The organism is Cellulomonas sp. URHE0023 (genome assembly GCF_000688475.1).
Taxonomy (GTDB): Bacteria; Actinomycetota; Actinomycetes; order Actinomycetales; family Cellulomonadaceae; genus Cellulomonas.
Genome location: NZ_JIAN01000008.1, coordinates 200,331 through 226,094 on the forward strand (window position 1 = coordinate 200,331; position 25,764 = coordinate 226,094).

General features: G+C 70.7%; 25 protein-coding genes. 9 read left to right on the plus strand and 16 right to left on the minus strand.

Translation table 11 applies throughout. The features are described from left to right. Window positions 1-34: 34 nt before the first annotated feature. Complete coding sequence (locus N553_RS24430; RefSeq protein ID WP_051640253.1) at window positions 35-628, minus strand: TetR/AcrR family transcriptional regulator; 594 nt, start codon at window positions 626-628, stop codon at window positions 35-37. 94 nt (window positions 629-722) lie between these two features. Between N553_RS24430 and N553_RS23145 the strand changes: the two genes are divergently transcribed. Next, window positions 723-1,766 carry a hypothetical protein gene (locus N553_RS23145; protein WP_051640254.1) on the plus strand — a complete coding sequence of 348 codons (1,044 nt, stop codon included), beginning with the start codon at window positions 723-725 and terminating at the stop codon, window positions 1,764-1,766. A gap of 48 nt (window positions 1,767-1,814) precedes the next feature. Here the strand turns inward: N553_RS23145 and xseA are convergent, their stop codons facing one another. Next, window positions 1,815-3,110, minus strand: coding sequence for an exodeoxyribonuclease VII large subunit (gene xseA / locus N553_RS23150; RefSeq protein ID WP_156043870.1), 1,296 nt, complete (start codon window positions 3,108-3,110; stop codon window positions 1,815-1,817). Between the two features lie 117 nt (window positions 3,111-3,227). On the opposite strand from xseA, the gene N553_RS0116095 reads away from it, so the two are divergent. Further along, window positions 3,228-4,256 (plus strand): 4-hydroxy-3-methylbut-2-enyl diphosphate reductase, encoded by a 1,029-nt coding sequence (locus N553_RS0116095; protein ID WP_028047382.1) that lies wholly within the window; start codon window positions 3,228-3,230, stop codon window positions 4,254-4,256. Between the two features lie 42 nt (window positions 4,257-4,298). Here the strand turns inward: N553_RS0116095 and N553_RS0116100 are convergent, their stop codons facing one another. Continuing rightward, a complete protein-coding gene (locus tag N553_RS0116100) occupies window positions 4,299-5,642 on the minus strand; it encodes a DNA recombination protein RmuC (RefSeq protein WP_028047383.1) in 1,344 nt (447 codons plus the stop codon). A 79-nt stretch (window positions 5,643-5,721) separates the two neighbouring features. On the opposite strand from N553_RS0116100, the gene N553_RS0116105 reads away from it, so the two are divergent. Genes N553_RS0116105 through ychF form a run of 3 tightly spaced genes read left to right on the plus strand, consistent with a single transcriptional unit; the run spans window position 5,722 to window position 9,128 of the window. After that, window positions 5,722-6,495 (plus strand): ABC transporter ATP-binding protein, encoded by a 774-nt coding sequence (locus tag N553_RS0116105; RefSeq protein WP_051640255.1) that lies wholly within the window; start codon window positions 5,722-5,724, stop codon window positions 6,493-6,495. Then, complete coding sequence (locus tag N553_RS0116110) at window positions 6,471-8,033, plus strand: hypothetical protein (protein ID WP_028047385.1); 1,563 nt, start codon at window positions 6,471-6,473, stop codon at window positions 8,031-8,033. The genes N553_RS0116105 and N553_RS0116110 overlap by 25 nt, the downstream gene beginning before the upstream one ends. Window positions 8,034-8,054: 21 nt before the next feature. Next, window positions 8,055-9,128 (plus strand): redox-regulated ATPase YchF, encoded by a 1,074-nt coding sequence (ychF, locus tag N553_RS0116115; protein ID WP_028047386.1) that lies wholly within the window; start codon window positions 8,055-8,057, stop codon window positions 9,126-9,128. 169 nt (window positions 9,129-9,297) lie between these two features. Here the strand turns inward: ychF and N553_RS0116120 are convergent, their stop codons facing one another. Beyond that, window positions 9,298-9,729, minus strand: coding sequence for a hypothetical protein (locus N553_RS0116120; protein WP_028047387.1), 432 nt, complete (start codon window positions 9,727-9,729; stop codon window positions 9,298-9,300). A 143-nt stretch (window positions 9,730-9,872) separates the two neighbouring features. Between N553_RS0116120 and N553_RS23155 the strand changes: the two genes are divergently transcribed. Further along, window positions 9,873-12,155: a helix-turn-helix domain-containing protein gene (locus N553_RS23155; protein WP_051640256.1), complete on the plus strand. Its 2,283-nt coding sequence runs from the start codon at window positions 9,873-9,875 to the stop codon at window positions 12,153-12,155. Here the strand turns inward: N553_RS23155 and N553_RS0116130 are convergent. The 4 genes from N553_RS0116130 to N553_RS0116145 form a co-directional block, all read right to left on the minus strand. After that, a complete protein-coding gene (locus N553_RS0116130; protein WP_028047388.1) occupies window positions 12,133-12,798 on the minus strand; it encodes a hemerythrin domain-containing protein in 666 nt (221 codons plus the stop codon). The genes N553_RS23155 and N553_RS0116130 overlap by 23 nt on opposite strands. A 286-nt stretch (window positions 12,799-13,084) precedes the next feature. Continuing rightward, entirely contained in the window at window positions 13,085-13,735 is a 651-nt protein-coding gene (locus tag N553_RS0116135) for a response regulator transcription factor (RefSeq protein ID WP_028047389.1), read from the minus strand. Next, window positions 13,726-14,877, minus strand: a complete 1,152-nt coding sequence (locus tag N553_RS0116140) for a sensor histidine kinase (protein WP_051640257.1) — start codon at window positions 14,875-14,877, stop codon at window positions 13,726-13,728. Before N553_RS0116140 ends, N553_RS0116135 begins: the two co-directional genes overlap by 10 nt. Further along, entirely contained in the window at window positions 14,874-15,545 is a 672-nt protein-coding gene (locus N553_RS0116145) for a DedA family protein (protein ID WP_034622908.1), read from the minus strand. The genes N553_RS0116140 and N553_RS0116145 overlap by 4 nt, the downstream gene beginning before the upstream one ends. Before the next feature lie 249 nt (window positions 15,546-15,794). On the opposite strand from N553_RS0116145, the gene N553_RS25705 reads away from it, so the two are divergent. Continuing rightward, window positions 15,795-17,690 carry a choice-of-anchor Q domain-containing protein gene (locus N553_RS25705; protein WP_028047392.1) on the plus strand — a complete coding sequence of 632 codons (1,896 nt, stop codon included), beginning with the start codon at window positions 15,795-15,797 and terminating at the stop codon, window positions 17,688-17,690. Window positions 17,691-17,878: 188 nt separating this feature from the next. Further along, the gene (locus N553_RS0116155; RefSeq protein ID WP_028047393.1) at window positions 17,879-18,301 is read left to right on the plus strand and encodes a hypothetical protein; all 423 of its coding nucleotides are present in this window, start codon (window positions 17,879-17,881) and stop codon (window positions 18,299-18,301) included. 108 nt (window positions 18,302-18,409) lie between these two features. Here N553_RS0116155 and N553_RS0116160 read toward each other — a convergent pair whose 3' ends face one another. Next, on the minus strand, window positions 18,410-18,766 hold the full coding sequence (locus N553_RS0116160; RefSeq protein ID WP_028047394.1) for a hypothetical protein: 357 nt from the start codon (window positions 18,764-18,766) through the stop codon (window positions 18,410-18,412). Window positions 18,767-18,903: 137 nt separating this feature from the next. Continuing rightward, window positions 18,904-19,182 (minus strand): GlsB/YeaQ/YmgE family stress response membrane protein, encoded by a 279-nt coding sequence (locus N553_RS0116165; RefSeq protein ID WP_028047395.1) that lies wholly within the window; start codon window positions 19,180-19,182, stop codon window positions 18,904-18,906. Between the two features lie 150 nt (window positions 19,183-19,332). Here N553_RS0116165 and N553_RS0116170 point away from each other — a divergent pair, with 150 nt between their 5' ends. Further along, window positions 19,333-19,938 carry a DNA-binding response regulator gene (locus tag N553_RS0116170; protein WP_156043877.1) on the plus strand — a complete coding sequence of 202 codons (606 nt, stop codon included), beginning with the start codon at window positions 19,333-19,335 and terminating at the stop codon, window positions 19,936-19,938. A gap of 38 nt (window positions 19,939-19,976) precedes the next feature. Here N553_RS0116170 and N553_RS0116175 read toward each other — a convergent pair whose 3' ends face one another. The 6 genes from N553_RS0116175 to N553_RS0116200 form a co-directional block, all read right to left on the minus strand. Beyond that, entirely contained in the window at window positions 19,977-21,851 is a 1,875-nt protein-coding gene (locus N553_RS0116175) for an FtsX-like permease family protein (protein WP_028047397.1), read from the minus strand. After that, on the minus strand, window positions 21,848-22,609 hold the full coding sequence (locus N553_RS0116180; protein ID WP_028047398.1) for an ABC transporter ATP-binding protein: 762 nt from the start codon (window positions 22,607-22,609) through the stop codon (window positions 21,848-21,850). The genes N553_RS0116175 and N553_RS0116180 overlap by 4 nt, the downstream gene beginning before the upstream one ends. An 86-nt stretch (window positions 22,610-22,695) precedes the next feature. Continuing rightward, a complete protein-coding gene (locus tag N553_RS0116185; protein ID WP_028047399.1) occupies window positions 22,696-23,361 on the minus strand; it encodes a response regulator transcription factor in 666 nt (221 codons plus the stop codon). Beyond that, window positions 23,358-24,614, minus strand: a complete 1,257-nt coding sequence (locus tag N553_RS23160) for a sensor histidine kinase (protein WP_156043871.1) — start codon at window positions 24,612-24,614, stop codon at window positions 23,358-23,360. The genes N553_RS0116185 and N553_RS23160 overlap by 4 nt, the downstream gene beginning before the upstream one ends. Window positions 24,615-24,675: 61 nt before the next feature. Further along, on the minus strand, window positions 24,676-25,035 hold the full coding sequence (locus tag N553_RS0116195; protein ID WP_028047400.1) for a DUF952 domain-containing protein: 360 nt from the start codon (window positions 25,033-25,035) through the stop codon (window positions 24,676-24,678). Between the two features lie 28 nt (window positions 25,036-25,063). Then, window positions 25,064-25,732 (minus strand): hemerythrin domain-containing protein, encoded by a 669-nt coding sequence (locus tag N553_RS0116200; RefSeq protein ID WP_028047401.1) that lies wholly within the window; start codon window positions 25,730-25,732, stop codon window positions 25,064-25,066. Between the last annotated feature and the right edge of the window lie 32 nt (window positions 25,733-25,764).

Genomic DNA, 25,764 nt, shown 5'->3' on the forward strand with positions numbered 1-25,764 from the left:
GCCCACACGGCCAGCATGCGGCCCGTACGGGCGCCTACCGCGGCAGGTACTTCTCGACGGCCGCCAGGTAGGCCTCGCCATCGAAGTCCGGAACGATCGACGCCTGCAGGACGTAGCCCTGGACGGTCGCGATGAACAGGGGGACCTGTTCGACCGCGAGCCGGTCGGCCTCGTCGGCCGGGGTCCCGTGCGTGCGGCGGTGCCACAGCGAGACGTACTGGGTCAGCGCCGAGCGCAGCCGTTCGACCACGTCGGTGGCGAGCAGACCGACCTCCGGGTCGGTCATCCCCTCGCCCCAGAGCTGCACCATGATCGCCGGGCTGCCGACGGCTTTGAGCATCCCGAGGGCCAGCATCCGGGGGATCGCGGGCGGTGCCAGCATCGGCGTCAGCTCGGAGAGCCGCTCGATGTCGTGCACGCGGGCGTCCACGACGCGGGCCGCGACCTCGACGACGATGGCGCTCTTGCTCGGGTAGTGCCCGTAGATGGCACCGGCTGACAACCCTGACTCCGCGATGATCTCGGCCATCGACGTGGCCTGGAAGCCCTTGCGGCGGAACGCGCGCAGCGCGGCGTCGGCGATCTCGTCGCGACGAGCGACGCGGTACTCCTCGGTGACCTTGGGCACATCCCACTATAAAAACGAACGATCGTTCTTGACAAGTCGCGGTCTCAGGTCGATGCTTTAAAGAACGAACATTCGGTTTTAGAGAGGAACTGCCATGTCGACCGCAACCCTTCGGCCGCACACCCCGTGGCGCCGCCTCGTCGGCCTCGCCTCAGCCCTTGCGGCGATCGTCACGCTCGTCACCCTCGCTTTCCTGTGGCCGACGGTCACCGCCGAGGCCAAGGACCTGCCGCTCGCGGTCGCCGGCCCGGCCACTGCGACCGCATCGTTCGAGCAGGGCCTGTCCCAACGGGCACCCGGCGTCTTCGACGTGGTCCGGGCCGCCGACCGCGCCGCCGTGGTCGACCTCATCGAGACCCGCGACGTCTACGGCGCGGTCGTCCTGGGTGCGTCGCCCGAGATCCTCACCTCGACGGCCGGGAGCTCGGTCGTCGCCCAGCAGCTCGCCGCCCTGTCGCCCGTGCTGGCCGAGCAGATCGGGGTGCCGGTGCCCGTCACCGACGTCGTCCCGCTCGGCTCCGGCGACCCGCGCGGCGCGGTCCTCGGGCTGGTCACGCTGCCGCTCGTCATCGGCGGCATGATCGGCGGCATCCTCGTCTCGGTCCTGGTCGTCGGCGTCTGGCGTCGCGCCACGGCGGTCGCGGCCTACTCCGTCTTCGGCGGCCTCGCCGTCGCCGGGGTGCTCCAGGGATGGTTCGGCGCCATCGGGGGCAGCTACTGGGTGAACGCAGGGATCATCTGTCTGGCGATCTTCGGGATCGCCGCCACGATCGTCGGCTTCGTGTCGGTGGTCGGTCGTCCGGGGATCGCCATCGGACCCGTGGTGTTCCTGCTCATCGCCAACCCGCTCGCCGCAGCGGCCCAGCCATGGCAGATGCTCCCGGTGCCCTTCGGAGCGATCGGCCAGTGGATGCCACCCGGCGCCGCCGCCGCACTGCTTCGCGACGCGTCGTACTTCCCCCGCGCAGACACCACGCATCTCTGGCTCGCCCTCGCGTCGTGGGCTGCCCTCGGCCTGGTCCTGTCGGTCGTCGGGCACTTCAAGGACACGGGAGCCGCTTCCCGTGCCGCGCTCAAGGAAGCCGAGGCGACCTCCGAGCACGACGCGCACCATCCGCACGTCGCGGTCGGCGTCTGACGCGCTCCGGAGTGCTCGGGTGCCCGATCGGTATCTGAGCACTCTGGGTCAGGGGGACGTGACGCTCGCCGTCAGCTGCCCGTGGGCGACGCGGAGGCGTAGCCCGTCCCCCGTGGCGACCTCGGAGGGGTCGCGCACCACATGACCGTCCGTCGTCTGCACGACCGCGTACCCCCGGTCCAGGGTGGCGGCGGGGGACAGGGCCCGCACCTGCGCCGAGAGGCCGGCGACCTCCGCGAACCCGTGCACGAGGCTCGTGTGGAGCGCGCGTCGCCCGCTCTGCCGCAGGACCTCGACGCGGTGCTCCTGCTGGTCCACCAAGGTCGTCGGGTTGCTGAGCACGGGCCGGCTGCGGAGCTGGTCGAGGCCCGACTGCTCCCTCTGCAACCGTCCGGTCAGGGCCGCCCTTGCCCGCAGGCGCGCCTGGGTGATCCGGGAGCGCTCCTCGCTGACATCGGGAACGATCCGCTTGGCTGCGTCGGTGGGCGTGGAGGCGCGGAAGTCCGCGACGAGGTCGAGCAGCGGCGTGTCCAGCTGGTGCCCGATCGCGCTCACGAGCGGGGTGCGGCAGGCGGCGGCGACCCGCACCAGCGCCTCGTTGCTGAACGGGAGCAGGTCCTCGAACGACCCACCGCCGCGCGCGACGACGATCACGTCGACCCGGGGATCGGCGTCGAGCTCGGTGATGGCCGCGCTGACCTCGGGGACGGCCCGGGGCCCCTGGACAGTCACGCGCCGGATCTCGAACTCGACAGCGGCCCAGCGGGCGCGCGCGTTCGACACGACGTCGTGCTCCGCATCCCCCTGCTGAGCGACGATCAGCCCGACCGTGCGCGGAAGGAAGGGAAGCGGGCGCTTGCGGCTCTGCTCGAAGAGCCCTTCGGCGCCGAGGATCCCCTTCAGGTGCTCGATCCGTGCGAGCAGCTCGCCCAGGCCGACCAGGCGGACGTCGTCGGCGGCGAACGTCAGCGTGCCCTTCTTGGCATGGAACTGCGGTCGCGCGTGGACCACCAGGTGCGCACCGTCGGAGACCTTGTCCGCCAGCGGGCGCATCGAGGCGGCCGGTATCGTCACGGACAACGACATGTCCAGGTCGGTGTCCCGCAACGTCAGGAAATACAAGGTGTTCCACCGCTTGAGGTTGAGCACCTGCCCCTCCACCCAGACAGGCGGCATCTTCGCGATGTAGTCGGCGATCTTGGGCGCGAGGTGACGCACCGGCCAGGGCCGCTCCGGTGTCGTGTCCGCGGCCCTCAACGGCCGCGGCCCTGCGCTCGCGGGTGCGACGCTCGCGGGTGCGGCACTGCGGCCGGGCTCGATGCTCACGCGCCCAGCCTGCCTCATCGGACCCACATCCCCGCGATGGTGGTCCGGAGGGGACGACGTGCACATGACGTGCCGATCCGTGGCTCTGCAGCGAGATCGGGCGGTCGCGCGCGGTCGCCGAACTAGACTCGCCCGGTGACCACCTCGACGTCCGACACCTCCAAGCGCGTTCTCCTGGCGGCGCCACGCGGGTACTGCGCCGGCGTCGACCGGGCTGTCGTGGCCGTCGAGAAGGCCCTCGAGCACTACGGGGCTCCCGTGTACGTGCGCAAGGAGATCGTCCACAACAAGTACGTGGTCGAGACCTTGGCGGCGCGTGGCGCCATCTTCGTGAACGAGACCGACGAGGTGCCCGAGGGTGCGCGGGTCGTGTTCTCCGCGCACGGTGTCTCCCCGGCGGTCCATGCGGCGGCCGAGGCGCGGTCGTTGCAGACGATCGACGCCACCTGCCCGCTCGTCACCAAGGTGCACAAGGAAGCCGTGCGGTTCGCCTCGGAGGACTACGACATCCTGCTGATCGGTCACGAGGGCCACGAAGAGGTCGAGGGCACCTACGGCGAGGCTCCCGAGCACATCCAGGTCGTCGGCTCCCCGGACGCCGTGGCGGACCTCGAGGTGCGTGACCCGGACCGCCTCATCTGGATCTCGCAGACGACCCTCTCGGTCGACGAGACGATGGAGACCGTTCGCCGGCTCCGTGAGCGGTTCCCCAACCTGCAGGACCCGCCCAGCGACGACATCTGCTACGCGACGCAGAACCGTCAGGTCGCGGTGAAGAAGCTGGCCCCGGAGTGCGACGTCGTGATCACGGTCGGCTCCGCCAACTCGTCCAACTCGGTCCGCCTGGTCGAGGTCGCCCTCGACGCGGGAGCGCGCAGCTCCTACCGGGTGGACAACGCTGCCGAGATCGACCCGTCGTGGTTCGACGGTGCGTCCACGGTCGGCGTCACGTCGGGCGCGTCCGTCCCGGAGATCCTGGTCCGGGACGTGCTCGAGCTGCTCGCGCAGCACGGCTTCGGTGACGTCCAGGAGGTCCGCACGGCGACGGAGGACCTGATGTTCTCGCTCCCGCGTGAGCTGCGTGCCGACCTGAAGGCGTCGGGCAGCCTGCCCCAGGCTCCGCGCCGTGACGGCCGCCGGTCCCTGGACGTCCAGCCCGCCTGAGTCGTCGGTCCGCCGCACGGCGGTGGTCAGGTGCGGCGGTGCTCACGCGCTCGAGGCGTCCGCCGACCCGGCTCCGTCGGCGTCGTTCGCGGCCCGCTCCGCACGAAGTGCGCGCTCGTCCCGTTCCGCCCGGCCGTCGAACAGCACCACGTGCTCGTCCGCAGAAGCCACCAGCTCGGGTGCACTGACGCTCGAGAGGCGAGGGTTGGCGGGCTCAGGCATGGGCAGGTCGCCGTCGACCACGTTCAGGTCCGCGAACCGTCGTGCACTCACCAGGACCCGGCTCTCCAGCGACGACACCGTCTGGTTGTACGCCCCGGCGGCCGAGTCGATCGCACGGCCGAGGCGGCTCAGGTGCGCGCCCATCGTCGCGAGCCTCCCGTGCAGCTCCTTGCCGAGGGTCAGCACGGCCTGGGCGTTGGCAGCGAGGGCGTCCTGACGCCACGCGTAGGCGATGGTGCGCAGCAGCGCGAGCAACGTCATGGGCGTCGCGATGACGACGTTGCGCTCGAACGCGTACTCCATCAGCAGGGGGTCCTGCTCGGCGGCGGCGCCGAGGAACGACTCGGCCGGCACGAACATCACCACGAACTCCGGCGCAGGTGCGAACTGGTCCCAGTAGCGCTTGCTGGCGAGGTCGTCCACGTGTGAGCGCACGTGGCGGGCGTGCGCGGCGAGCCGGTCCGCCCGGACGGACTCGTCGGCCGACTGTGCGGCGTCGAGGAACCCCAGGAACGCAACCTTGGCGTCGACCACGACGTTCTTCCCGCCCGCGAGCCGCACGACCATGTCGGGCCGCAGCAGCCCTTCGTCCGTGCGCACCTGCGCTTGCTCCACGAAGTCCACGTGCGGCAGCATCCCGGCGGCCTCGACCACCCGCCGCAGCTGCACCTCGCCCCACCGGCCCCGCACCTGCGACGACCGCAGCGCAGTGACCAGGCGCGACGTCTCGTCACGCAGATGCTCTGAGGCGACGTGCATCGCCCGGACCTGCTCACCGAGCGCCGCGTTCCCCGCCGCGCGCGCCTGCTCCGCCGACGACAGCTGGGCCCGCACCGCGTCGAGCGTGCTGGACAGTGGTTCCACCATCGCCCGGACGGCCGCCTCGCGCTGGGCGAGCTCGCCGGCCTGAGTCTGGTGGTCGGCTGCGAGCTGCTGGTGGGCCAGTGCGAGGAACTGGTCGGTGCTCGTCGCGAGAGCCTCCGCGGCCAACGCCCGGAACTGGTCGGCCTGCCGGTCGGTGTCAGCCAGACGCTCCTGGCCGGCGCGACGCTCGGCCTCGAGCGTGGCGGTCGCACGAGCCGCCGCGACGGTGCCCCGCCACGAGGCGAGCACGGCGCCCAGCACGCCGCCGATCAGCAGCCCGACGAGCAGTGAGGTGTCCATGTGAGGACCCTCCCAGGAGCTACCGACATCCACCCTCTGGCGGAGGGTGCTCGGCGTTGCCGGACCGTACTGTGGTCCGATGCCTGAGGAGCTGACACCCGCACTCGAGCTGAGGGGACTGTGGCGCAGGTTCGGCCAGAAGATCGCGGTCGCCGGGATCGATCTGGTCGTCCCCGCGGGCTCGTTCTACGGCCTCGTCGGACCGAACGGCGCCGGCAAGACGACGTCGTTGTCCATGTCGACGGGCCTGCTCAAGCCCGACTTCGGGACCGTGCTGGTGCACGGGCAGGACCTGTGGGCCAACCCCCTCGAGGTCAAGCGGATGCTCGGTGTCCTGCCTGACGGCGTCCGCCTGTTCGACCGCCTCACCGGCGAGCAGCTCATCACCTACGCGGGCCTGTTGCACGGCCTGGACCGCGCCACGGTGGCGCACCGTGCACGAGACCTGCTCGTCGCGCTCGACCTCACCGGGGATGCCGGGACCCTCGTCGTCGAGTACTCGGCCGGCATGACCAAGAAGGTCGCGCTCGCGTGCGCGATGGTGCACGCTCCGCGGCTGCTCGTCCTGGACGAGCCGTTCGAGGCGGTCGACCCGGTCTCCGCCGCGAACATCCGCGACATCCTGGCGTCGTACGTCGCCTCGGGCGGGACCGTGATCGTCTCGTCGCACGTCATGGACCTGGTCCAGCGCATGTGCGACCACGTCGCGGTGATCGCCGCCGGGCACGTGCTGGCGGCCGGGACGGTGGACGACGTGCGCGGTGGGCAGAGCCTGGAGGACCGGTTCGTCGAGCTCGTCGGCGGCCGCGGGACGGGTGAGGGGCTCGCGTGGTTGCGCACCTCGTCCAGCTGAAGCTTGCGCTCGTGCGCAACGGGCTGCGACGCAGTCCGTGGCAGGTGGTCGGGCTGGCGTTCGCGGGTCTGTACGGGCTGTTCGCGATCGTGCTGGTCGTCGGTTCGCTGGCGGCAGTCAGCGTGCAGACACCCGACATCCGCGGACTCGTCACGGTGCTGCTCGGTTCCGTCATCGTGCTCGGCTGGTGGGTGGTGCCGCTCGTGTCGTTCGGGGTCGACGCAACCGTGGACCCCGCACGGTTCGTCACGTTCACCATCCCGCGCCGCAGCATGCTCCTCGGCCTCGCGATCGGCGCGGTGCTCGGGATCCCGGGCGTGGTCACCGTCGTCTCGGCCCTCGCGATCGGCGGGGTCTGGTGGCGGACGCCGACGGCCCTCCTCGTGGCGCCGGCATGTGCGCTGCTGGGGGTCGCGACGTGCATCGTCGGCAGCCGTGCGACCACGTCGGCGTCGTCGCACCTGATGAGCAAGCGGCGGGTGCGCGAGCTCATGGCGGCGGTCACGCTGGTGCCGCTGGTGCTGATCGGACCGTTGATCGGTCGGACCTCGGCCTCGAGCGCACACCTCACCCGGGAGGCCCTCGAGCAGGTTGCCGCAGTGCTCGGCTGGACCCCGCTCGGTGCGGTGTGGGCCGTCCCGTGGGAGGTCGCCGCCGGTGACGTGGCCGGCGCGGCCGGGCGCCTCGGCGTCGCCGTCGGGACACTGGTCGCCCTGACGGTGGTCTGGGACCGCGCGCTGGCCCACGCCCTGGTGAACCCGCTGCACGAGGTCGCGTCGACACGGGCTCGCGGCCTCGGCTGGTTCGGCAGGCTGCCCGCGACGCCCCTCGGAGCAGCGACCGCGCGGAGCCTCACGTACTGGGTCCGCGACCCGCGTTACGCACTGGCCATCGCCATCGTCCCGCTGCTCCCGGTGTTGCTGTGGATCCTGAACCCGGGCGGCAGCTCGCTGCTCTTCCTCGGCCCGAGCGCGGCGTTCTTCTTCGGCTGGGGGGTCTCCGCGGACGTCGCCTACGACGGCTCCGCCTTCTGGACGCACCTGGCCGCACCCATCACCGGGCTCACCGACCGGCTCGGCCGCGTCATCGGGGCAGCAGCGCTCGCGGTCCCCGTCGTCGCCGTCTACTCGGTCGGGTCGGCGCTCCTGACAGGGCGGCCCGACGCGATCCCAGCGCTGCTCGGCGTCTCGTACGGCGTGCTCTGGACCGCGTTCAGCGGCGCGAGCATCGTCTCCGCGCTGGTGGTCTACCCGGTTCAGCAACCTGGGGAGAACCCGTTCCAGACCCGGCAGGGCGCGTCGATGGTCGCGGTGGTCTCGCAGCTCGTCGGCTGGTCCGCGGTGCTTGCGCTGAGCCTGCCCGTCGCAGGGCTCGCGCTGTACGCGATCACCGAGCACAGCTCCGCGCTGGGGTGGTTGGCGTTCGTCGTCGGGCCGCTGCTCGGTGGTCTGCTCCTGTTCCTCGGGGTCTGCATCGGCGGCCGCCTGATCGAGCGGAACGGCACCGACCTGTTGCAACGGATCCAGTCCTTCGCCTGAGGCCCCGTAGACTCGTCCGACGTGGCACTCACCATCGGCATCGTCGGCCTGCCCAACGTCGGCAAGTCCACCCTCTTCAACGCGCTGACGCGTGCGTCGGTCCTCGCGGCGAACTACCCGTTCGCCACGATCGAGCCGAACGTCGGAGTGGTCCCGCTGCCCGACCCGCGCCTGAACAAGCTCGCCGAGGTGTTCGGATCCGAGCGCATCCTGCCCGCCACCGTGTCGTTCGTGGACATCGCCGGCATCGTCAAGGGCGCGAGCGAGGGTGAGGGCCTGGGCAACAAGTTCCTCGCCAACATCCGCGAGGCCGACGCGATCTGCCAGGTCACGCGGGCCTTCGCCGACCCCGACGTCGTGCACGTCTCCGGCACGGTCGACCCCAAGGACGACATCGAGGTCATCAACACCGAGCTGATCCTGGCCGACCTGCAGACCCTCGAGAAGGCGATCCCCCGCCTCGAGAAGGAGGTCCGCGCCAAGAAGGCCGACGCCGGCCTGCTCGCCGCCGCCCAGGAGGCCTTCGCCATCCTCGAGACCGGCCAGACCCTGGCCCAGAGCGGCAAGAAGATCGAGCACCTCGACGAGCTGCAGCTCATGACGAGCAAGCCGTTCATCTACGTCTTCAACACCGACGACGCCGGGCTGGCCGACACCGCGTTCCAGGACGAGATGCGTGCGCTCGTCGCCCCGGCCGACGCCATCTTCCTCGACGCGCAGTTCGAGTCGGAGCTGGTCGAGCTCGACCCCGACGAGGCCCGCGAGATGCTCGCCGACAACGGGCAGGAAGAGGCCGGCCTCGATCAGCTCGCCCGCGTCGGCTTCCACACCCTCGGCCTCCAGTCCTACCTGACCGCCGGCCCCAAGGAGTCCCGAGCCTGGACCATCCACCAGGGCTGGACCGCTCCGCAGGCCGCCGGCGTGATCCACACGGACTTCCAGAAGGGCTTCATCAAGGCGGAGGTCATCTCCTTTGACGACCTCGTCGCCGCCGGCTCGGTCGCCGCGGCCCGCGCAGCCGGCAAGGCCCGCATCGAGGGCAAGGACTACGTCATGGCCGACGGCGACGTGGTGGAGTTCCGCTTCAACGTGTAGTGGGAGCGCCGACTGCAGCCGGACTGAGTGCGTGAACGCAGTCGCACGGCGCAATCGCGTGCGCAGCAGCCTGCAGCACAACGAAGGACGTCAGCACCTCCTACCTCGTCGCGTGCGTTTGGCGTTGCCGCCCGTGGCCCGTCGTCACGCGTGTGCCCTCGGTCGAGCCTCAGGGCACGAGGGCTCGACGCCGCAGCCGCAGCACGGAGAGGATCAGCGAGGTCAGCAGCAGCCCGGTGTACACGTCGTTCTCGAACCATCCGAAGGTGGTCTGCTGCTCGAGCGTGAAGGTCGTCGGGTAGTAGAAGACCGACACCCCCAGGATCACGACGAGGTAGCCGAGCACGGTCATCTGTGCGGCGCGGGAGTCGCGACGGGCCAGCGCGGCTGCCCCGAACGCGACCAGGTAGAAGACCCAGGTGAGCGGACTGGTCACGGTGAAGTCCGGATCCTCCAAGCCAGAGAGCCTCGCGTAGACCGTGTGGATCACCGAGAGGCTGAAGGCCGCGACGAGCAAGGCCGACACCGCCACGCCGTAGCGGGTGCGGGCCGCCGGCTCGATCGCGTGAGGGATGGTGAGGGGCTGCGCGCTGGCGGACATGTCTTCCTCCTGTGGATGTGGAGCTCGGGCGGTTGGGCCGGTGTCGTCAGGTACCAGCCTCCAGAGGCCGCGGTGGACGCGACACCCACAGCACGACCACAGTTGAGCCACGCCGAGGCCTGCGGGCGACTACCGTCCGTTCGGTGGGTGACAGCTTCGCGACACTGCTGCGGGCCTTCCGTGACGAGCGGTCCCTGACCCAGGAGGAGCTGGCCGACAAGGCCGGCATCACGGTGAAGGCCGTCGGTGCTTTGGAGCGCGGCGAGCGTCGCCGCCCCTATCCGCACACCGTGCGCGCGCTCGCGGACGCGCTGAACCTGGACGCGGGCCATCGGGCTCGCCTCATCGGAGCCGTCCCGGACCGGACCCGTACCGTGGCTGGTCCGTCGTCGGCTCCCCAGGTGGACGCTGCTGCGCCGACGGTTCTGCCGAGCGCGACGGTCGACCTGGTCGGTAGGTCTACCGCGCTCGAGAGCCTCACAGAGCTGCTGACCGAAGCAACGACCCGCGTGGTGACGCTGACGGGCCCGGGAGGCGTCGGGAAGTCAGCGCTCGCGCTCGCGGCGGCCCGAGCGGCGTCGCACGCGTTTCCCGGAGGTGTGACGCTCGTCGAGCTGGCCGGCATCACCGAGCCCGAGGTGGTCATCCCGGTGATCGCGGCCGCTCTTGGGGTGCCCGAGGCCGGGCACCGAGGGACCGTCGTCGGCCTGTCGCCCTTCCTTGCCGGTCGCCGGATGCTGCTGCTGCTCGACAATCTCGAACAGGTCCTCGCGGCGGCGCCGTCGCTCGCGGACCTGTCGGCACACTGCCCGGGGCTGGTGATTCTCGGAACGAGCCGGGCTCCGTTGCGGATCCGGGCCGAGCGCACCCTCCGCGTCGAGCCGCTCGACCAGGGCGCGTGCGTCCGGCTGTTCCGCGAGCGTGCCGACGCGGCAGGCGGGCGGCTGACGCGATCCGCTGACGAGGACGAGGCCGTCGCCGAGATCTGCCGACGGCTCGACGGCCTTCCACTCGCGGTCGAGCTCGCGGCCGCCGCGACGGCGCTCCTGCGCCCGGCGGAGCTGCTCGCTCGGCTGGACTCCGTGCTCATCGACGGTCCGCGGGACCTGCCTGAGCGTCAGCGGTCGATGGCGGCGACGCTCGACTGGAGCTACGACCTTCTCGGCGAGCGCGAGCGAGCGCTGCTGGCGAGGCTCGCGGTGCTCCCGGGGACCTTCTCGCTGGCCGGGGCCGAGGCGGTCGCGGGCCAGGACGTGCTGCGCGAGCTGCGCGTGCTCCTCGACCACTCGCTGGTCAGCCGCGGCGCCGACGTGCAGGGCACCGAGAGGTTCCGGCTGCTTCGACCGGTTCGTCAGTACGCCGCGCTCCGGCTCGCCCCGGCCGATCGCGCGGTCGCCACAGGGCGCCTGGCCGACTGCGTGCTCGCCCTCGCTCGAGACCTGGAGGCCGACCTTCGAGGAGCAGCGCTGGTGGCCGGCCTCGACCTCGCGGAGGCCGACCTGCCCGCGATCAGGGCGGGTCTGATGCACCTGATCGAGGCCGGGCGTCTGGACGACGCCGCCGAGGCGATCTGGAGGTTGTGGCCGTTCCTGGCGCTGCGGGGGGTCGGGCAAGAAGGCCTGGCGCTGGTGGCCCTGCTCCGCCGCGGGCCGATGACCGACGTGGTGAAGGCCCAGCTGCTGGTCGCCGCAGCCGGGATGAGCTATGTGCTCGGTGAGATCCCGGCCCTGCGTGCCGATGCCGACGCCGCGCTCGCCCTCGCGCAACGGCTCGACCGTCCAGGACTGCTCGCCGAGGCTGCCGTGCTCGCCGGGTCGGGAGCGTTGTTCGCCGGAGATCTCGACGAGGCGTCGGCGCGCCTGGCCGTGGTGCGCACGAGGGCGGCCGATGACGACGAGACGTGGGCGGTCCTGCACTGCCGGATAGCCCACGCCCAGGTGGCGCTGCTGGCCGGCTCGCTGCACGAGTCGGAGCAGCTCCTCCTGGGCTGCGAGCACAGCGCTCGCGGGCTGGGCAACCCGTTCACGCTCGCCACGGTGCTCAACCTGCGCGCCACGCTGACCCAGCTCCGCGACGAGCACAGCGAGACCGCACGGCTGCTGGCCGAGTCGGCCGAGATCTCCATGACTGCCCGGATCAGCTGGACGTTCGCCTACACGCTTCCGGCGCTCGCCAGCGTGGCAGTCAGGTCGGGGGACCATGAGCTGGGGGCGACGCTGTTCGGTGCCGCCGCGTCGTGGTCGGCGGACCACGCGGTGGACGCCGGTTTCCCGGCGTCAGAGGCGCTGGCGCACCACGACCTCGCCCTGGCGCGTGAGGCGCTGGGCGAGGTGCGGTTCCGTCCCGCCTGGGACGCAGGACGGGACACCACCGCGCCTGAGGTCGTCGAGCTGGCGCGCGAGCTCAGCCGGCGCGCACGCGGCTGACGTAGCGGCGGTACTGCCACCGGCCGAGGGTGCTGAGGAGCACCCGGACCGGGACAGGTAGCTTTGCGAGCATCATCGACCGTTCGACGTCGTCCGCCTCCTCGAGGACCGCCCCGAACATCAGGGGAAGCTGGCTCCGCGTCATCACCTCGACGCCGTGGTCGCCCATGGAGTCCCATTCCTTCGCGGTGACGTGGCGTGCGGCGACGGGAAGGATCGCGCGTTCCTCCAGGTCCAGGTGCTCAAGGAGCGCCGCACGGAAGTCCTCGACGAGCCGCGCGAGCTGCTCGCCGCGGACGGCCGACGCCGTCGTGCGCCAGTCGGCGCTGAGGGGACCTATCTGGTCGGCGTACTCGTCGACGGCGTGGTGCTGCGCCTCCATCGTCGCGATCAGGTCGCCCGATGGTGTGGCTCGCTCGAGGAGCAGCGGCCACAGGACCACGTCCTCGCCGGTGTGGTGCATGTGGAGGCCCGCAAGGACGAGGTCGAGGTGGGCGGCGACGACCTCGGCGCGCGCGACGTCGCCGGAGATGACGTCGCGGATCAGGTGGGGCAGCAGCCCGAACTCGCGCCGGAACGCGCGGTGGACGACGTACATGTCGCGGACGTCGGCCAGGGGTTCCGCGGGGATCGTGGTGGACATCAGATGCTCCTCTCAGTTGGTGCACCGAGCCTCGCTGCCCTTGCTGGAGCCGGACCAGCCACGGCACTCCCACGCCGCCCCCACAGTCCGGCCCAGACGCCCAGCCCTGGCCACGTCGCTTCGCCCCCGCGCGAGTGCTCGTCCGACGAGGATCCGCCACATGTTGATCGGCCGCGCCGTGTGGTGGAGTTCCGGTTCAACGTCTGATCGCTGGACAGAAGTGAGGCCTGCGCCGAACATTTGTTCGGTGTGGTCGCGACCGATCGAGGAGGGCCGTGCCTCGCCATCAGGCCTCGCGCACGAGCTCGAGGACAGCCAGGACACGTCGGTTGCGGTGCTCGTCGGGTGGGATGTCCAGCTTGGTAAAGATGGTGTTCATGTGCTTCTCCACGGCGCTCTGGCTGACGAAGAGCTGAGCCGCCACCGAAGCGTTGCTGTACCCCTGCGCGACCAGCGAGAGCACCGCCAGCTCGCGTCCTGACAGCTGCGACAGGCGCGAACGCCGTGGTGCGTCGGCGCGGACGAGCTGCCGAACCACCTCCTGGTCGAACGCCGTGCCACCGTGTCCGACCCGGTCGACGGCGTCGAGGAACCCGGCGATGTCGGAGACCCGGTCCTTGAGCAGGTACCCGACGCCGCCGCCCTCACCGGCGAGGAGCTCCGCGGCATGGCGGCGCTCCACGTGCTGCGAGAGGACCAGCACGGCGACGTGCGGCCACCGGTGACGGATCTCAAGCGCAGCTCGGATCCCCTCGTCGACGAAGTCGGGGGGCATCCGCACGTCGACGAGCACGAGGTCGGGCTGGTCGCGGGCGACCGAGTACCGAAGCTCGGTGGCATTCCCTACGGCGTCGACGACGGTGTGCCCCTCGGCGACGAGCAGCTGCACGAGGCCCTCGCGGAGCAGCGTGGAGTCCTCGGCGACGGTTATGCGCACGGGAGGTCCACCTCGAGCGTCGTCGGGCCGCCGCGGGGGCTCGTCAGGTGGAAGGCCCCGTCAGCCGCCGCGACTCTCGCGGCGATGCCCGACAGGCCGGGGCCGGAAGGGTCGGCGCCTCCGACGCCGTCGTCCTCGACCACGACCCGCAAGAGCCCGTCGTCGTCGTCGACGCTGACCGTTGCGGTGCTGGCGGCGGCATGCTTCATGACGTTGGTGATGGCCTCGCTCACGACGAAGTACGCAGCCGCCTCGACCGAAGCCGGGAACCTGGCTGTCGTCGGGACGCGCAGGTCGACGGGCAGCGACGTGCGGTCGCGCAACGCCTCCAGGGCGACACCCAGACCGTCACGCTCGAGTGCCGTCGGATGGATGCGCCACGACACGTCCCGCAGGTCGTCGAGGACGTGCTGCGTCTCGGCGCGCGCCCGGCGACGCAGCTCCTGCGATTCGGCGAGGTCCGTCGCACGGTCGGCGCGAGCGAGCAGGATCGACAGCGCCACCACCCGCTGCTGGACGCCGTCATGGATGTCGCGCTCGATACGCCGACGCTCGGCATCCACGGCCGTGACGACATCGGCGAGCGTGACCGTCAGGCGCGAGACGGTTGCCTCGAGCTCGTCCGCTCCCGGTCGGGCGAACGTCTGCCAGGCCGCGACGTCGAGCCGAGCGATTCCGGCAAGTCCGCTCCCTGCGAGGAACAGCAGGACCACTCCCGGAAGCACGAACCAGCCGATCGTCGCGAACGACACCTGACCGGGCTCGGCGTCGAAGGCCGAGACGGGGCCTCCGGTCGTCGCGCCGACCACCACGCTGCATGCCACGACGAGCCCTAGCGCTATGAGGCAGAGCACCGCGCCCGCGAGCAGCCCCAGGCCCGCCCGGACGCCGACGAACCCGAGCGCCTGCCCTCCACGGGGTGCGTCCGGACGTCGCGCGCCGTCGACCCACGTGAGCCTTCGGGCCTCCCAGCCGACGACCGTGCGCGTCGGGCGCGACGTGAGGGGTGCAGCGACCACCGCCAGGACGTACGCAGGGACGAGCAGTGCACCCAGCATCGAACCGCCCAACCCGCGTGCACCGACCCGGGCCAGAGAGCGTGAGCGGGACGCGGCGTCTGTTCCGGTGGGGTCGACGATCACCGTTCCATCCTGCCTCGCCGATCAGCGGTGGCCGCACGGCGTGCCCCCAGACGTCGGCGGGTCCGCACGAGGACCAAGCCGACGACGGACCCGACGACGGCGACGACGACGACGGCCTGCAGCACGTCGCCGTAACGTTCGACCTTGTGCCAGCTCTCGCCCAGCACGTACCCGGCGAGCACGAAGGCGGTGTTCCAGACGGCGCTGCCGATGGTCGTCAGGACCAGGAACTTCCCGATGGGCATGCGTTCGATCCCGGCCGGGATCGAGATCAGGCTGCGGAAGATCGGGACCATTCGTCCGAGCAGCACCGCCGTGGCGCCGTGGCGCGCGAACCACGCCTCCGAGCGGTCGACGTCGCTGATCTGGACAAGGGGCACGTACGCGACGAGCCGCCGCATGCGGTCCCTACCGAGTGCAGCGCCGACGCCATAGAGCGCGAGCGCGCCGACGACAGAGCCGACGGTCGCCCATAGCAGCACCTCGAGGAGCCCGAACGAGCCGAGACTTGCGGTGAAGCCCGCGAGCGGGAGCACCACCTCGCTGGGTAGGGGTGGAAAGAGGTTCTCCATCGCGATGGCAACGCCCACGCCGGGTGCGCCGAGACGTTCCATGAGGTCGACCGCCCAGGTCGCGACGGTGCCCAGGTCTTCCGAGTACGTGATCATGACGTCGAACGTAGGAACTCACGCCGATACCGGTCTCTGGGGCGATCCGCCCGACCGGGTGGGGTAATCCACAGCGTCGGGAGACCACCCGGATGTCAGACCAGCGCGTGCGCCTGTCGCCTCGGGCGTCGAGGTGAAGTTCCGGAGTCGGGATGGTCAAGGCGACGCCATGGGGTAGATGCTTGACGTTGATTCGGGTCAAAGCCGACAAATCGGCGGCCGGACCAGCTCCCGGGGGGGACCACTTCAATGATGAAGCGCATCGCAGTCGTCAGCTTGTTTGCCCTCGTCGCAGCATCGGTCACGGTGGTCACCGCGACCCCTGCGATGGCCGCGACCATCACGGTGACCACGACGGTTGACGTCGTCGACGGCGCCGACGGCCTCGTCTCACTTCGCGAGGCGGTCAACGAGGCCAATGCGTCCGCCGAAGACACCGTCATCGACCTCGCCTACGGGGTGACGTACCCGTTGAGCTTGTGCGGTGGCGACGAGGACGCGAATGTCGGAGGCGACCTCGACTACACGGGGACGACTTCACTCCAGGTGAACGGGTACGGCGCCACGATCGACCAGACCTGCCCGGGCGAACGGCTGTTCGACATGCTCGACGACGCGCCAGTGTTCTGGATCGGCGACATCACGCTCACCGGCGGCGAAGGTAACGACGGTGCTGCGATGCGGTTCAACAGCGGCGTCGTCATGACCGACGTTGCGGTTTTGGGCAACGACGCGGGTACGGGCACTGTGCTGAACAGCGGCGAGTTCGGCAGCGGCGCGAACATCGGACTGATCGACTCGACGGTCGGGCCTAACACGGGCACCGGAGTCCGGGTCTCGTTCGGCTCGATCTCGGTCGACGGGTCGGACATCACCCAGAACACCGGCCGAGGGATCGGTGCGATCGACGGAGCGCTCAGCATCTTGAACTCGACGATCAGCAACAACGGTCAGGGAGGCGTCTCGACCACCGGCCAGGGCGACGGGGAGCTCACGTTCCTCAACTCCGCGGCCGTCGACAACGGTGGACCCGGGGTGTCCTGCTCCGCGTGCGGCGACCTCGTGGTGACCAATTCCACGATCACCGGGAACCACCCGGCCGGCTCGACTGTCGGCGGCGGCATCGCGTGGGCCGTCGACCAGGACCAGCCGACCGACGCGCGGACCGCCACGATCACCGACTCGACGGTGGCCGGCAACACGCGCAACGGCCCGGGTGGCGGGATGGTCGTCTCGATCGTCGAGCTGTCGGAGGACCCGCCACCGGCGCAGGTCGTCATCACCCGCTCGACCTTCAGCGGAAACTCGGCCACCGGCGTCGAAGGGCGTGGCGGCGGCATCTACGCGGCCACCGGGGAGGTGCGCGCCAGCAACTCCACGTTCTCGGACAACACCGCGGCGGTGTCGGGTGGCGGGGTCTACACCGCCACAGGGGACGTGTTCCTGCAGCACGTGACCGTGGCGGGCAACAGCGCACCGACCGGAGCGAACATCGGAACAGGTGCAGACCTCGACAGCTTCGGCTCGATCGTCGCGGCGCCAGCGGGCGGGGGAACCGACTGTGCGATCGCCGGCACCACCATCTCGTCGGGGTTCAACGTCGGCGGCGACACGTCGTGCGCGTTCGGGGGAGGTACCGGCGACCAGACGAACGTCGGGGACCCGCAGCTCGCGCCCCTGGCCGACAACGGCGGGCCGACCCTGACCAGGCTCCCGCTCGGTACCAGCCCCGCCGCGGGCGCAGTCCCCGCCGCGTCGTGCACGGTCGTCGAAACGGACCAGCGCAACGTCGAGCGGCCGGCGGGGATCGACTGCGAGGCGGGCTCGGTCGAGATCGCGGAACCCGTGTCGGAGGTGTGCACCAAGACCGGGACTCCCGGACGGGATGTGCTGATCGGTGGCGCCGGGGATGACGTGGTCTGCGGCCTCGGTGGTGCCGACGTGCTGATCGGTGGGGCTGGTGCGGACCACCTGATCGGTGGGGACGGCGCGGACCTGTTGCTCGGGGGGTTCGGGAACGACGAGCTGGACGGCGACGCCGGGAAGGACCTGCTGTTCGGTGGTGCCGGCGTGGACGACCTGGACGGCGGGGCCGGGGTTGACCTGTGCGTGGATGCGGACGGGGCGAAGCCCACGTTGTGCTGATGCGCCCTGCCAGACGTAGCCGCACTCGACCCGCTGGGGGCGCAGCTGGGTTGACGTCGGGTATTCGCCGGTCTTCAGGGTGAGGAAGGCGAAGGGACCTTTCCTGTCTTGCTTCGGCATGGCCTCGTAGCCAAACTACCGAGGACCGGTCGCTGGAAGTTCGTGGACGACGGGGCAGAGCACGCGGAATGGCCGACGTTGTGGAGTTCCGTCAATCAAAGACCTTTGGAGCATCCATGCCGCGCCCGCTGTCGTCAGATGAGCGGCAGTTGCTGCTGCAAATTGTGGAGGTCGTGCCCCACTCGGCCAACCTCCTGAACCAGATCGAATCGGCGCAGTACGACGAAGCGTGGTTCGACGGCTCGCAGAGCTTCTCCATCCTGGTCTCAGCGGCCGTGCCCCCCTACTCTTTGGGCGGCGTCGTGAAGGCGGGGAGGCAGGTTGGGCCCGGCGCCACGGTCCACGAGGACGGTTCACGACCCACGAACGACAACTTCGTCGGTGAGGTCTTCCTCTGGCTCATTGATGGCAGGATCGCTGATCTCGAGTACTGCTGGGTGACAGACGACATGCCCGATCGCCTTCCCCGCCTCGACCAGTTGGTTCGCTGATGAAGCGCCACATGGTGGAGTTCCGCTTGAAGGTCTGACCTCGTGACGCGAGGCAGTCGGCGATTCTGGCGTCAGTGTCACGCCACAGAGGCCCGCGCGGGTGGTCGGTCAGGTGGGCTGAGGTCCGAGCGAGCCGACGCCGTGTCTCCCGGCTCCGTCGGACGGGTCGGGCTCCTTCAGCTCGATGAACAGGGCGTGCGTCGGGGTGCTCCCGATGTTCTCGCCGCAGTGTTCCTGAGCGGGCAGCCACCCCACGAACCCGGATGACATCTCGACGTCGCGCTCCCTGTCGCCCGCGACGAGCCGTCTGCGGAAGCCGCTCATCGTGTACATGACGCTGTCCGGATGCTCATGCGGGGTGGTCTTCTCGCCGGGCTGGTCGACGTACTCGAGCACTCGCACCCGGTCGTTCTCGAAGAGGACCGTGTAGTGCTCCGGGTTGCTCTCCACAGGGTCGAGGCTCATTTCTGCAGGATGGCAGAGCGCGTGATCCGGGAACAGCACGCCGAGTGCGAACCGGTCCGCGAGCGAGGGGCCGCACTCCGCACGCCGACGTGAGGCGGGCCCCGATCGACGTGATCGGGGCCCGCGGACACATCAGATCAGCCGGTGATCGAGCGGCGACCACCGACGCGGATCCAGATCAGCAGCACGATGATGGCGCCGATGATCGAGCCGATGAGCCCGGCGGGCTGCAGGAAGCCGTCATCGGCGTCCTTGTGGAACAGCAGGTAGCCGAGGAACCCGCCGACGAACGACCCGATGATCCCGATGACGATCGTCATGCCGATCGACAGGTTCTGCTTGCCCGGGACGATGAGGCGCGCGAGGAGGCCGGCGATGAGCCCGACGACGATGATGGTGATGATGAGTCCCAGCATGGTGGTGCCTTTCTTAGGGGGTACGTTCCCTCGACTTCACCACCCCTAGGGCTGGTGCACTACACCCCTAGGGGGGTCTACGGTCGAGCAGTGCCCCAGTCTGCTGGACCAATCACAGTTGCGCTCGTCGACGACTACGACGTGGTGGTCATGGGCGTCGCCAAGATCCTCGATCAGTACCGCGACCGCGTCGTCGTCGCCGAGATCGACACGAACGAGCCGGTCGACGACGTGGTCGACATCGTCTTGTACGACTCGTTCGCGCAGCCCGAGTCCGACCAGCACGAGATCGGCGTCCTGGTGAAGAACCCGAACGCTCGCCGCGTGGTGGTCTACACCTGGAACTTCCACCCGGACCTGGTCGCGAGTGCGCGCGCGCAGGGGGTGAGCGGCTACCTGTCCAAGGCGCTGCCTGCCCGGGAGCTCGTCGCTGCGCTCGAGGCCGTCCACGCCGGCGAGGTCGTCATCAGCGAGGTCCCCGGCCGAGCCCGACCTGCCAACGGTCTGGACTGGCCAGGACGCGGCGAAGGTCTGACGGACCGCGAGTCGGAGATCCTCGCGCTCATCACGCAGGGACTGAGCAACGCGGAGGTGGCCTCGCTCACCTATCTGAGCCCCAACACGGTGAAGTCCTACATCAGAACGGCCTACGGCAAGATCGGCGCGGAGAGCCGGACGCAGGCCGTGCTCTGGGGCGTCGAGCACGGCTTCCTGCCCGACCACCACCGGATCGACCACTGGCGCGGCGGCCCGTAGAGCGTGCCACCGTCCGACGTAGCCCGGCACGTCGGCCCTCAGCCGATCCTGCGCGGGATAGTGCGCGCCGCGGTCAGGAGCGTCGCACCGACTGCGGTGACCATGACGGCACCGCTCAGGACCAGGTAGGTCTGCGTGTCGACGACGGGGATCGACCAGCCCAGCAGTCCTACGGATACCCCCAGGACCGCGGGAAGGACGGCGACGGTCCCGATCAGCCACGCGAGCACCCCCGTCAGCAGGGACTCGACGGTCAGCACGCTCAGCAGCTGCCGGCGTGTGGTGCCCGTCCGGTGGAGCAGCCGGAACTCAGCGCGCCGCCCCGCGGTCGTGAGCACCAGCGCGTTCGCGGCGCCGAGCCCGACGAAGACGAGCAGGAGCAGGACGAGGACCGACGAGAGGTGCTGCGCCGCAGCGTCAGGGTCGGTGGAGGTGGCAGCGTACTGCTCGGCCGTCTCCACGGTGAGGCCCGAGGCCCGCAGCCGGCTCGTGACCGAGGCGGGATCCGTCGTCCCAACGAGCACGGTGTCGGCGGACGGCCGCGCACCGAACCCCGCGGCGGTCTGCGGGGTGACGAGGTAGTCGCCCAGACCCAGCCCGCGGTCGAAGACTGCGACGACGCGAACCTGGTGCTCAGTCGTGTCGTACCGCAGGTCGACCGTGTCGCCCGTCCCGATGCCTGTGGCGAATGCCGCATCCGTGCTGATCGCGACTGTTCCGGGGTCGGCGAGCGCGGCCAGCGAACCGTGGGTGACGCCGGGGTCCACCATGGTGCGTGGGACGTCGGCGGGCACGGTCCGCAGCGCCGTCCGCTCCCAGACGAGCCTGTCCGGCATGTCTTCCTCGTCGGTACGGACCTCGACGGGCACGACCGACAGGGGCACTGCCGTGGCCACGCCCGGCACGTCGGCGACCTGCGCGAGCTGGTCGTCACCGCCGGTGCCGGTCACGACGAGGTCGCTGCCCAGCGCGGCACGGATCTGCACCTCGGCTGCCCTCGCTACTGCATGGTCGACGCTGGTCTGGACGGTTCCGATGGCCAGGGCGACCGCGAGCGGAACGACCACGCCGGTCAGCCGTCGAGAGAACCCGCGCACGTTGTGCAGCGCCAGAACGGTCGGGGCGCCGCGTCGTCGGCCGGGCATCCGCGAGGTCCGGCCGAAGGCCCAGGTGACGAGCGACGGTCCGGCAAGCGCTGCAGCGCCCACGAGGAGGAAGGCCGACATCGCCGCGCTGGCGCTCCCGATCGTGCCGGGGACGACAAGTGGGCTCCCCGCGGTGGCGACTCCCGCGACCGCGCAGGCGATGGCCAGACCTCGACGGACCGTCCCGATGCTCGGTGGCTCGACCGCGCTCGTGCGGACGGCGTCGAGCGGCTCCATCCGGAGCGTCTCACGTGTGGCGAGCCGTCCGGCGAGCAGCGCCACGGGCAGCACGAGGCCCAGGGCGACGGCGACGGGGAGCGGTGACCATGCCAGTCCGGATCCGGGTCTGACCATGCCGGCGTCGACAAGAATCGGTCGAAGCAACGTGGCTGACGCCAGCCCGAGGAGGGCGCCGACCGGCACGGCGACGAGGGCGACGAGCAGGACCTCGCGCGCTACCTGGCCACGCACCTGCCCCCGGGTCGCGCCGATCGTGCGCACGAGTGCGAGCTCGCGATGGCGCCCGCGCAGTGCGAGCGACACGGTCGCTGCGACGACGAACAGGACGACCACCAGCGCGGTGCCCGCGTAGGACGACGCGAGCGCCGTGAGATCGAAGCCGGCGTCGCCCGCGCGGACACCTGTCTCCATGAGCACTCCGACGGTGGCGATGACTCCGCCTGCCGCGGCCAGGACGAGGGCGGTGCCCGCGAAGGTGACCCGGTGCGCGTAGGTGGCGGACGCGGCGAGCTTCCACTGCGCGCTCATCGTCCGAGCTCCAGCATGCACGCTGTGACCTGCTCGACGGTGGGTGCGGCTATCTCATCGGCCACCACCCCGTCGGCAAGGAACACGACCCGTTCCGCTGCAGCGGCGACGACGCTGTCGTGCGTGACCAGGATGACGGTCTGGCCGAGGCGCCGGGCGGTGTCGCGGAACAAGGCGAGCACCTGAGCGCCGGTGCGCGAGTCCAGGGCGCCGGTCGGTTCGTCGGCGAAGACGACGGTGGGCCGGGTGACCAGCGCGCGGGCGATGGCTACCCGCTGTGCCTGACCACCGGAGAGCTCACCGGGCAACCGGTTCTCGAACCCGGTGAGGCCCAGGGTTTCGGTCAGGTGAGCCAGCCAGGTGCGGTCGACCTCGTGGCCTCCGAGGATGAGCGGGAGCTCGATGTTGGTGCGGACGTCGAGGTGCCCGACGAGGTTGTAGGACTGGAACACGAAGCCCACCTGTTCCCGCCGGAACCGTGTGAGCTGGTCGGGGGACAGGCCGGCGATCGCGTGGCCGCCGACGACGACCTGGCCCCGGTTGGGCACGTCGAGGCCGGCCGCCACGTGGAGCAGGGTGGACTTGCCGGAGCCGGACTGTCCCATGACGGCCGTGAGGGATCCGCGCGCGAAGCCGAGGGACACGCCGCGCAGGGCGTGGACCGGTGTCGGGCCGGCGTAGGTCTTGTGGACGTCGACGAGCTGCACGGCTGTCTCGGCGACGGTGCGAGGGAGGGTGACGGTGTCGGTCTGGTTCATGTCTTCGACGCTAGGGAGCGCCGGGAGCCGTCACGAGCCCCGCAGGGACGCACTTGGCGCCTTGCATCCTTCGGAGGAGGGACGGTTCAGCGCGCCGTGTCGACGACACCGTTCTGGTACGCCCACACCGCGGCGTGGAGGCGCGACCGCACTCCGAGCTTCGGCATCATGCGCGCCAGGTGAGACTTCACGGTCGACACCTCGACGACCAGCTCGCGAGCGATCTCGTCGTTCGACATGCCCTGCGCCAGGAGCAGCAGGATGTCGAGCTCGCGCGGGGTGAGCAGCTCCTGGGCCCGTGCGGCAGTCACGGGTTGGGTCTGCCGGCGTGTGACGAGCTCGCGCAGCACCCGTTTGGTGAGGCCTTCGGCCAGGGTGCCGTTGCCACCCGCCACCGAGCGCACGGCCGCGACGACCTCGTCGGGTTCGGCGTCCTTGAGCAGGAAGCCCGAGGCGCCGGCCTCGAAGGCGCCGAACAGGTACTTGTCGTCGTCGAAGGTCGTGAGGATGAGCACCGGGATCGGGTCGGGCACGTCCGGACCGCACAGCGCCCGGGTCGCGGTGATCCCGTCCGTCCCGGGCATGCGGATGTCGAGGCACGCGACGTCGGGCCGCAGGCGCCGGGCTTCCTCGACCGCCGCCCTGCCGTCGGCGACCGCGGCGACCACCTCGAGGTCGGGCTCACCACCGAGGAGCGTGGTCAGGCCGGCGCGGACGAGCGGCTGGTCGTCGGCCACCAGCACGCGGATCATCGGCTCTCCCCAGGTGTCTCGGCGTCGTCGGAGGTGGGTATCGAGAGAGTCACGAGCCATCCGCCGTCCGGGGTAGGACCGACCTCGAGCTCGGCACCGGTCAGCTCGGCCCGCTCCCGCATGCCGATGAGGCCGAATCCTCCACCGTCGGCCACCGGGCTCGTCGGGTTGGAGGGTGCGGCGTTCCGGACCGTGACCACCGTTCTCGCCCGGTCCCGGGCGTCGACGACGACCTCGCAGCGGGCGCCGGGGGCGTGCCGCGTCGCGTTGGCGAGCGCCTCCTGAACGGTGCGGTACGCGGAGAGCTGGGCGAGCGGCCCGGTGCGTGCGCCCGGCGGTGGGCCGTCGGGGCGGTCGTAGGCGGTCAGGGTGACGTCGCTCCCGGCCCGGCGCGCGGTCTCGACGAGTCCGGCGATGCCGCCCAGGGACTCCTCGCGGAACACTCCCGCCTCGGCAGCCGCGCCCGTGGACAGCCCGGCGGGCTCCTCACGCAGGAGGCCGACGAGCGCGCGGAGGTCGCCCAACATCTCCCGGCTCTGCTGGCGCACCTCCTGGACGGCACGCTTCGCGCCTTCCGGGTCGACGTCGATCTGACGACCGATGGCACCGGTCATCACCGCGATCCCCGACAGGTGGTGAGCCGCGATGTCGTGCAGCTCGCGAGCCATCGCGGTGCGCTCCTTGGCGACGGCGACCTCGACCAGCGCCTCGTGCTCGCGCACCAGGGCGCTGGCGCGTTCCTCTCGTGCCGTGCGGGCGTCGCGCCGGGACCGCACGACGAGGCCGACGAGGGCGGCCACGCCCACCGTCCCGACGCCCTGCACGATGCCGCTGAGCACGGAGGTCCCGAGGTCGTAGCCCGTGTCGAGCTGTTCCCACGTCTCACCGAGCGCAACCAGCGCCGCGGCGTACGCGAGCACCGGCCAGAGCCGCTCCGCGCTCTCGGACAGCACCGCCAGGAACGTGGCGACGATGATGGCGACCGACGTGATCCCCAGAGCGGACTGCAGGCCGAGCGCGGCTCCGACCGGAGCACCGGCGGCGACCAGGACCACAGTGGCTCGCGGCGCGGTGCGTTGCCGGGCGAGCAGGGCGGCCTGAACCGTCACGACCGCCAGGCCGCACCACCAGGCCACGTCACCGAACGACGGCACGTCGGGGACGTCGGCCGCGTCGACCGTGGCGGCGAGCGGCACCGCCACCAGGATCCCGACGGCAGCACACCAGCACACGAACGCCAACCTCAGCCGCACCGCGACACCTTCTCACGCGGCCGAGGCGAACCGGGCGTGAAGATGGCCGGAGCTGCTCGGTCTAGCGCGGTCGCCCGAAGGCGAACGTGCCGTCGGGACCGATGTGCGCCGGGACCACGTCGACCACCCACGCGGGATCGATGGGTCCGTAGATGTGCGGGTAGAGCTCCCCGTTGCCACCGTCCTCGTACCGGACCTCGGTCCCCGCGGCGATGATCGTGTCGGTCTCCAGGAGCAGGACGCACAGCTCCTCGTCGCCGTCGGCGAAGACGGCCGACGCGACCGCCGGCAGCTGCGCGCGCGACGAGGCATGGATGAATCCGACGTCCTCGAAGGTGCGACCCTTCGTCGACCAGCGGTACGTGCCGGCAACCTGTGCCGCTTCCCAGTCCGGTCGCTGCGTGACGTGCAGGATCTCCACTGCTGGGACGTTACCCGTAGGTGCCGCCCTACCGGCCGTAGATGCGGGCTCGATGTGCCGCGAACTGTCGTCTGCCGACCGTCCGCCACAGCAGCCTGGCCGGGGCGGGCAGGTTCGCACGGAGCCAGTCCGGGCGCTGGTCGGCGGGGATGACATCGAGAATCCAGCCCAGCTGCACGAGCAGCTTGCGTGGTGGGATCGACGCCATCCCGTGCTCGTGCATGAGCCCCCACTCGCGTTGCGACATCACGGTCGCGGCGGTGGGCAGGATCTGGCTCTCCTCCTGTCCGAGGTGCGCGAGCAGGGTGGTCCGGATCTCGTCGAGCAGCTCGGCGAGGGCGTCTCGCGCCACGGCGTCGGCCGCGACCTCCCAGGCGGGGAGAAGGGTGTCGAGCCTCTCGAGCTGTGCGGCGGTCGCAGCGTGCTGGCTCCGCATGAGGCCGACGTGCAGGGCGCAGGCGGGTGCGCGCTTCTCCAAGGTGTCCCAGAGGAACTGGTCCTCGCCCTCGTGGTGGTTGTGCAGGGCGGCCGCGACCTCGCGGGTGTGCTGTGCGATGGGCCGCATCCGCTCGCGGTCTGCTTCCGGCACGGCGCGGACGAGCCCGGGGAGGTCGCTGAACGCCCTGCGGAACAAGGCATGGATGTGCAGCATGTCGGAGGTGTCGCAGCCGAGCGTGTCGTTGGTCGTCGTCGTCATCGCACTCTCGTTCGTCGTGTCCGGGCGTCACC

Bases quoted from the DNA above. Each gene is read 5' to 3' on its own strand.
- N553_RS0116175 (WP_028047397.1), bottom strand. From the start codon at position 21,851: ATGAGCGCGCAGTGGAAGCTCGCCGCGTCCGCCACCTACGCGCACCGG.
- N553_RS0116185 (WP_028047399.1), bottom strand. From the start codon at position 23,361: ATGATCCGCGTGCTGGTGGCCGACGACCAGCCGCTCGTCCGCGCCGGC.
- N553_RS0116105 (WP_051640255.1), top strand. From the start codon at position 5,722: ATGCCTGAGGAGCTGACACCCGCACTCGAGCTGAGGGGACTGTGGCGC.
- N553_RS23145 (WP_051640254.1), top strand. From the start codon at position 723: ATGTCGACCGCAACCCTTCGGCCGCACACCCCGTGGCGCCGCCTCGTC.
- N553_RS0116170 (WP_156043877.1), top strand. From the start codon at position 19,333: ATGGGCGTCGCCAAGATCCTCGATCAGTACCGCGACCGCGTCGTCGTC.
- N553_RS0116180 (WP_028047398.1), bottom strand. From the start codon at position 22,609: ATGAACCAGACCGACACCGTCACCCTCCCTCGCACCGTCGCCGAGACA.
- N553_RS0116200 (WP_028047401.1), bottom strand. From the start codon at position 25,732: ATGACGACGACGACCAACGACACGCTCGGCTGCGACACCTCCGACATG.
- N553_RS0116130 (WP_028047388.1), bottom strand. From the start codon at position 12,798: ATGTCCACCACGATCCCCGCGGAACCCCTGGCCGACGTCCGCGACATG.
- N553_RS0116145 (WP_034622908.1), bottom strand. From the start codon at position 15,545: ATGATCACGTACTCGGAAGACCTGGGCACCGTCGCGACCTGGGCGGTC.
- N553_RS0116160 (WP_028047394.1), bottom strand. From the start codon at position 18,766: ATGAGCCTCGACCCTGTGGAGAGCAACCCGGAGCACTACACGGTCCTC.
- N553_RS0116155 (WP_028047393.1), top strand. From the start codon at position 17,879: ATGGCCGACGTTGTGGAGTTCCGTCAATCAAAGACCTTTGGAGCATCC.
- N553_RS0116120 (WP_028047387.1), bottom strand. From the start codon at position 9,729: ATGTCCGCCAGCGCGCAGCCCCTCACCATCCCTCACGCGATCGAGCCG.
- N553_RS25705 (WP_028047392.1), top strand. From the start codon at position 15,795: ATGATGAAGCGCATCGCAGTCGTCAGCTTGTTTGCCCTCGTCGCAGCA.
- N553_RS0116165 (WP_028047395.1), bottom strand. From the start codon at position 19,182: ATGCTGGGACTCATCATCACCATCATCGTCGTCGGGCTCATCGCCGGC.
- xseA (WP_156043870.1), bottom strand. From the start codon at position 3,110: ATGAGGCAGGCTGGGCGCGTGAGCATCGAGCCCGGCCGCAGTGCCGCA.
- N553_RS0116100 (WP_028047383.1), bottom strand. From the start codon at position 5,642: ATGGACACCTCACTGCTCGTCGGGCTGCTGATCGGCGGCGTGCTGGGC.